This is a genomic window from Kamptonema sp. UHCC 0994, assembly GCF_029167235.1.
Taxonomy (GTDB): Bacteria; Cyanobacteriota; Cyanobacteriia; order Cyanobacteriales; family Microcoleaceae; genus Kamptonema.
Map to the genome: position 1 here is coordinate 1 of NZ_JARFTR010000123.1, position 5,376 is coordinate 5,376.

A 5,376-nucleotide genomic window follows, 5' to 3' on the forward strand; every position below is an offset into this window, starting at 1 on the left:
AGTCTGGTTAAAGGGTAAAAAAGCAGAAATGCAGAGATTGCTTAGTTCAAATCCCAGTCAGCTCAGCAGGCAGAACCCTTACAGGGCAAGCTTCAAAAAAAAGTCAAAAAAACTTTGCCAAAACGCTTGACATTCCTTGGCAGTCGGGTTAGATTAATAAAGCGCCAGAAGGAAAGGCAACTGACCCGAAGCGCCCCGAACCTAGAAAAATCAATAGTTTGAAAGCACAAAGCACTATTTAAACCTCGTCAAAATTATAACGGGTTGAGAGTGAAAACTCAATACCCAAAAACAAAAAAACGAGAATCTCTTACTTAAAGAGTAAGAGAGAGCCTAAAGAACTAACTTCGTTTCATCACGGAGAGTTTGATCCTGGCTCAGGATGAACGCTGGCGGTCTGCTTAACACATGCAAGTCGAACGGGTGTAGCAATACATTAGTGGCGGACGGGTGAGTAACGCGTGAGAATCTGCCTTCAGGACTGGGACAACAGTGGGAAACCGCTGCTAACCCCGGATGTACCGAAAGGGCAAATATTTATAGCCTGAAGATGAGCTCGCGTCTGATTAGCTAGTTGGTGGGGTAAAAGCCTACCAAGGCATCGATCAGTAGCTGGTCTGAGAGGACGATCAGCCACACTGGGACTGAGACACGGCCCAGACTCCTACGGGAGGCAGCAGTGGGGAATTTTCCGCAATGGGCGAAAGCCTGACGGAGCAAGACCGCGTGAGGGAGGAAGGCTCTTGGGTTGTAAACCTCTTTTCTCTGGGAAGAACAAAATGACGGTACCAGAGGAATCAGCATCGGCTAACTCCGTGCCAGCAGCCGCGGTAAGACGGAGGATGCAAGCGTTATCCGGAATGATTGGGCGTAAAGCGTCCGCAGGTGGCAATTCAAGTCTGCTGTTAAAGCGCAGGGCTTAACTCTGTAAAGGCAGTGGAAACTGAATAGCTAGAGTGTGGTAGGGGTAGAGGGAATTCCCAGTGTAGCGGTGAAATGCGTAGAGATTGGGAAGAACATCGGTGGCGAAGGCGCTCTACTGGACCATAACTGACACTCACAGGACGAAAGCTAGGGGAGCGAATGGGATTAGATACCCCAGTAGTCCTAGCCGTAAACGATGGATACTAGGTGTTGTCTGTATCGACCCGGACAGTGCCGTAGCTAACGCGTTAAGTATCCCGCCTGGGGAGTACGCACGCAAGTGTGAAACTCAAAGGAATTGACGGGGGCCCGCACAAGCGGTGGAGTATGTGGTTTAATTCGATGCAACGCGAAGAACCTTACCAGGACTTGACATGTCGCGAATCTGAGTGAAAGCTCGGAGTGCCTTCGGGAGCGCGAACACAGGTGGTGCATGGCTGTCGTCAGCTCGTGTCGTGAGATGTTGGGTTAAGTCCCGCAACGAGCGCAACCCTCGTTTTTAGTTGCCAGCATTAAGTTGGGCACTCTAAAGAGACTGCCGGTGACAAACCGGAGGAAGGTGGGGATGACGTCAAGTCAGCATGCCCCTTACGTCCTGGGCTACACACGTACTACAATGGTAGGGACAGAGGGCAGCCAACTCGCGAGAGTGAGCTAATCCCGTAAACCCTGCCTCAGTTCAGATCGCAGGCTGCAACTCGCCTGCGTGAAGGCGGAATCGCTAGTAATCGCCGGTCAGCATACGGCGGTGAATCCGTTCCCGGGCCTTGTACACACCGCCCGTCACACCATGGAAGTTGGCCATGCCCGAAGTCGTTACTCTAACCGCAAGGAGGAGGATGCCGAAGGCAGGGCTGATGACTGGGGTGAAGTCGTAACAAGGTAGCCGTACCGGAAGGTGTGGCTGGATCACCTCCTTTTAGGGAGACCAACTGGAATTAACCTAATCCACTTTCACGGTTAATATTCAGATATCCCTGGTCGTTCGAGGAAATTGTTGTCAAGCGTGCTTTCAAACTATTACCTAGTTCGGTTGATGGGCTATTAGCTCAGTTGGTTAGAGCGCACCCCTGATAAGGGTGAGGTCTCTGGTTCAAATCCAGAATGGCCCACCTTAATTAGAAGTTAAAAATCTCTAATTAGAAATGCTAAATTTTTAATTTGTAATTTTTAATTTGTAATTTCCCAAAGCGTGGGGGTATAGCTCAGTTGGTAGAGCGCTGCCTTTGCAAGGCAGATGTCAGCGGTTCGAGTCCGCTTACCTCCACTCTTACCCAACCAACCGAAAACCACAAAATTAAGTTCAACTCAATCAGAAAAAATAATAGTCAAAAAACTGTTGCGTCCAAAGCAATATGTGATAGACTAGAAAGAGTGACTATAAAAGCTCAGCACCTAGATTCAGCTTCAAGCTAATCGGAATGCTGGTCTTCCAAGTCCAGCCAGAACCTTGAAAACTGCATAGAAATAAGTCATCAAAAAGTTTGAGAGACATTTACCAGGAATTTATTCTGCGTGAAAGTCAAATCAAGCCGACAATCAAACAAAAAAAGTGGTCAAGCTACAAAGGGCTGACGGTGGATACCTAGGCACACAGAGGCGATGAAGGACGTGGCGACCTACGAAAAACTCCGGGGAGCTGGAAGCAAGCATCGATCCGGAGATGTCCGAATGGGGCAACCCTTAAGGCGCGTCGTTGAATACATAGATGACGCGCAGCCAACCGGGCGAACTGAAACATCTTAGTAGCCCGAGGAAAAGAAAGCAATTGCGATTTCCCTAGTAGTGGTGAGCGAACGGGAATCAGCCTAAACCAGGTGTTTTTACATCTGGGGTCGTGGGACAGCGACAAAAGACTGGAAAGGTTAGACGAAGTAGTTGAAAGCTACACCAGAGGGGGTGAAAGTCCCGTAGTCGAAAATTAGACCAGCTTAGCTGCATCCCGAGTAGCACGGGGCCCGTGAAATCCCGTGTGAATCTGCGAGGACCATCTCGTAAGGCTAAATACTACTGTGTGACCGATAGTGAACCAGTACCGCGAGGGAAAGGTGAAAAGAACCCCGAAAGGGGAGTGAAATAGAACCTGAAACCGTCAGCTTACAAGCAATGGGAGCTCGATTTAACGAGTGACCGTGTGCCTGTTGAAGCATGAGCCGGCGAGTTATAGGCAGTGGCAGGTTAAGACATTAATCGTCGTAGCCAAAGCGAAAGCGAGTTTGATAAGAGCGTTTCGTCACTGTTTATAGACCCGAACCCGGGTGATCTAACCATGTCCAGGATGAAGCTTGGGTAACACCAAGTGGAGGTCCGAACCGACTGATGTTGAAAAATCAGCGGATGAGGTGTGGTTAGGGGTGAAATGCCAATCGAACCCGGAGCTAGCTGGTTCTCCCCGAAATGTGTTGAGGCACAGCGGTCGAGATTAAGTTTGGGGGTAAAGCACTGTTTCGGTGCGGGCTGCGAGAGCGGTACCAAATCGAGACAAACTCTGAATACCAAACCCGTACTCGGCCAGTCAGACGGTGGGGGATAAGCTCCATCGTCGAGAGGGAAACAGCCCAGACCACCAGCTAAGGTCCCCAAATGACTGCTAAGTGATAAAGGAGGTGAGAGTGCACTGACAACCAGGAGGTTTGCCTAGAAGCAGCCACCCTTGAAAGAGTGCGTAATAGCTCACTGGTCAAGCGCTCTTGCGCCGAAAATGAACGGGGCTAAGCAGTCTACCGAAGCTGTGGAATATGAATAATATTGGTAGGGGAGCGTTCCGCAACGGTGTGAAGCACTAGCGACAAGCAGGTGTGGACTGTGCGGAAGTGAGAATGTCGGCTTGAGTAGCGCAAATGTAGGTGAGAATCCTACACCCCGAAACCCTAAGGGTTCCAGAGCCAGGCTCGTCCGCTCTGGGTGAGTCAGGTCCTAAGGCGAGGCCAAACGGCGTAGTCGATGGATAACGGGTTAACATTCCCGTACCGATAATTGTTGGTGCAGAGGGACGGAGAAGGCAATCGCCAGCCGGATGTTGGTTACCGGTTTAAGTATTCGAGGTGTTGAGAGACGGTGAAAACGTCTTGAGCTGAGGTACGAGTACGACCTCCTACGGGAGGGAAGTGGTAGATGTCATGCTTCCAAGAAAAGCTCTAAACACCATAAGCAGTTATTGCCTGTACCCGAAACCGACACAGGTAGGGAGGTTGAGTAAACCAAGGGGCGCGAGATAACTCTCTCTAAGGAACTCGGCAAAATTGCCCCGTAACTTCGGAAGAAGGGGTGCCACCGCAAGGTGGTCGCAGTGAAGAGTCCCAGGCGACTGTTTACCAAAAACACAGGTCTCCGCTAAGTCGCAAGACGACGTATGGGGGCTGACGCCTGCCCAGTGCTGGAAGGTTAAGGAAGTCGGTCAGGGAGCAATCCTGAAGCTGGCGACTGAAGCCCCAGTGAACGGCGGCCGTAACTATAACGGTCCTAAGGTAGCGAAATTCCTTGTCGGGTAAGTTCCGACCCGCACGAAAGGCGTAACGATCTGGGAGCTGTCTCGGAGAGAGACTCGGCGAAATAGAATTGTCTGTGAAGATACGGACTACCTGCACCTGGACAGAAAGACCCTATGAAGCTTTACTATAGCCTGGAATTGTGTTCGGGCTTCGCTTACGCAGGATAGGTGGGAGGCTTTGAAGTTCTGCTTGTGGGCAGGATGGAGCCAACGGTGAGATACCACTTTAGCGAGGCTAGAATTCTAACCTTTACCCATGATCTGGGAAAGAGACAGTTTCAGGGGGGTAGTTTGACTGGGGCGGTCGCCTCCTAAAAGGTAACGGAGGCGCACAATGGTTCCCTCAGGCTGGTTGGAAATCAGCCATAGAGTGCAAAGGCATAAGGGAGCTTGACTGTAAGACCTACAAGTCGAGCAGGGTGGAAACACGGTCTTAGTGATCCGACGGTTCCGTATGGAAGGGCCGTCGCTCAACGGATAAAAGTTACTCTAGGGATAACAGGCTGATCTCCCCCAAGAGTCCACATCGACGGGGAGGTTTGGCACCTCGATGTCGGCTCATCGCAACCTGGGGCGGAAGTACGTCCCAAGGGTTCGGCTGTTCGCCGATTAAAGCGGTACGTGAGCTGGGTTCAGAACGTCGTGAGACAGTTCGGTCCATATCCGGTGCAGGCGCAAGAAGATTGAGAGGATTCCTCCCTAGTACGAGAGGACCGGGAGGGACGCACCGCTGGTGTACCTGTTATCGTGCCAACGGTAAACGCAGGGTAGCCAAGTGCGGAGTGGATAACCGCTGAAAGCATCTAAGTGGGAAGCCCACCTCAAGATGAGTCTTCTCATGGAGTTATCCAGTAAGGTCACGGGCAGAACACCCGTTGATAGGCGTTAAGTGGAAGTCCTGTGAGGGATGAAGCTGAGGCGCACTAACAGACCGAGGGCTTGACCTCTAACTTTGATTTGAT

Annotated in this window: 2 tRNA genes and 2 rRNA genes; all 4 read left to right on the top strand. The window is 51.0% G+C overall.

The window, feature by feature from the left end:
- Window positions 1-354 precede the first annotated feature (354 nt).
- The 4 genes from PY364_RS11580 to PY364_RS11595 all read left to right on the top strand — a co-directional run bounded on the left by PY364_RS11580 (window position 355) and on the right by PY364_RS11595 (window position 5,361).
- Window positions 355-1,844, top strand: a 16S ribosomal RNA gene (locus tag PY364_RS11580).
- Between the two features lie 118 nt (window positions 1,845-1,962).
- Window positions 1,963-2,036, top strand: a tRNA-Ile gene (locus tag PY364_RS11585).
- Window positions 2,037-2,118: 82 nt separating this feature from the next.
- A tRNA-Ala gene (locus tag PY364_RS11590) sits at window positions 2,119-2,191 on the top strand.
- A gap of 287 nt (window positions 2,192-2,478) precedes the next feature.
- A 23S ribosomal RNA gene (locus PY364_RS11595) occupies window positions 2,479-5,361 on the top strand.
- Together the 16S and 23S rRNA genes with 2 tRNA genes alongside form the textbook arrangement of a ribosomal RNA operon.
- The last annotated feature ends 15 nt before the right edge of the window (window positions 5,362-5,376 follow it).